General features: G+C 48.7%; 3 protein-coding genes. All 3 read right to left on the minus strand.

Annotated elements, in window-relative coordinates; genetic code table 11:
• Nucleotides 1-968, minus strand: a 968-nt coding sequence (locus HJG39_RS19160; RefSeq protein WP_268412010.1) for a phage tail tape measure protein, incomplete at its 3' end; no start/stop codon positions are given.
• A gap of 92 nt (nt 969-1,060) precedes the next feature.
• The gene (locus HJG39_RS19165) at nt 1,061-1,198 is read right to left on the minus strand and encodes a GpE family phage tail protein (RefSeq protein ID WP_268412013.1); all 138 of its coding nucleotides are present in this window, start codon (nt 1,196-1,198) and stop codon (nt 1,061-1,063) included.
• Nucleotides 1,198-1,407, minus strand: a 210-nt coding sequence (locus tag HJG39_RS19170; protein ID WP_268412011.1) for a phage tail assembly protein, incomplete at its 5' end; no start/stop codon positions are given. The genes HJG39_RS19170 and HJG39_RS19165, both read right to left, overlap by 1 nt.

Genomic DNA, 1,407 nt, shown 5'->3' on the forward strand with positions numbered 1-1,407 from the left:
GTGGCGGTGAGCACATCCGCTACTTTGGGCATTTGATTGGCTTTTAATTTAAAGCCGCTGAGTATGTTAGAGGCAATATCGGCGGTTTCTTTTAGCTCGGTGTTGCCATCGGCATAATTCAAATTCAACATGCTTGGCATAGATGCCAGAATATCCCGCGCATTAAACCCTGCCATTGCCAGAAACTGCATTCCTTGTCCCGCTTGGGTGGCTGAAAATTCCGTACTTGCGCCGAGCATTTCGGCTTGTTGCTGAAGCTGCTTAAAAGCTTGCGAGGTTTTGTTTAGCCGCGCCAACGAGCCCACCTTCGACATTTGTTTTTCAAAGGTGATACCCGTTTGAATAAATTCCCCCATTTTCCTAAGGACAGATGAGCCGGTTGCCACACCTGCCGCGCCAGCTATGCCCACGTTCGCGTTATGCTGCACGGTTTTATCGTACTGCTGGCGGGCTTTGGTCATGGCGTTGGTTTTCTTGCGGATGTTTTCAAGGCGCGTTGCTTGTGTGCCAAGCCTTTCATTCACCTTATTTACACGGCTGGCGAGGGTTTGCTCTGCCGCTGATAAGTGCCGAACGTCGATACCCGCCTGTTTTAATGTGGTGTTAAGGCGCGCCAGCGATTCGCGTTTATTAATGTGTGCTTGTTCGGCTTTGTTGGCTGCGGCTTTGGCCTTTAAAAAGGCGTTTCTCAAGGCTTGTGTGGGCCGTTTGGTTTCTTGTAGTTGCTGCTGTAAACGCCGTGCCACTTCGCGCTTTTGCGTTAACGTTTGCGCGGAATCCCTAAGCGCTGTTTGCAAAGATTTAAAGCTGCTTATTGTGGCTTGGGTTTTGTGAAGCGATTTCAATTCCGCGCCGGTGCTTGCCATTTTCCCACGCATTTTTTCAGCGGATTGAAGGATACCGCGAAAAGGCCGCGTCACCTTATCCACGGCCTTTAGCATGATGTGAAGCTTTAATTCTTTGCTCATCGTTTGTCTTTACCCCTTTTTGCTTAAGCGGTTTAATTTGGCGGCTTGATTGGGCGGAAAGGTCTTTTCTGTATGAACAAATAAGGCATGAGTTAACGAGGCTGAGACTGCTGGTGTTTTTCAATTGCGATTTGATGCCATTGAAGCAGTTCATCCAACGCCATATTATCCATTTCAGACGGTGGCCAACCGCCGCCAAAGACAAGGTTTATCTCGGCCCAGACTTCCATCACATCGTTTGGGAGTCGGCATCCAAGAAAAAATGCTGCACACCGTTCATCACCTTCATTAAATCCGCAGGATCTAGCGCTGAAACTTGCTGTTCTGTAAGCATTGGCGCGGTGATTCTGGGCAGTAGTTGCATATAAGCTGTGACATCCATTTGCATTACATCCAGTAACTTAATACCGCGTAATTCGCCTGCTTGGGGCTTGCGAAG

The organism is Alteromonas sp. a30, assembly GCF_026788005.1.
Classification (GTDB): domain Bacteria; phylum Pseudomonadota; class Gammaproteobacteria; order Enterobacterales; family Alteromonadaceae; genus Paraneptunicella.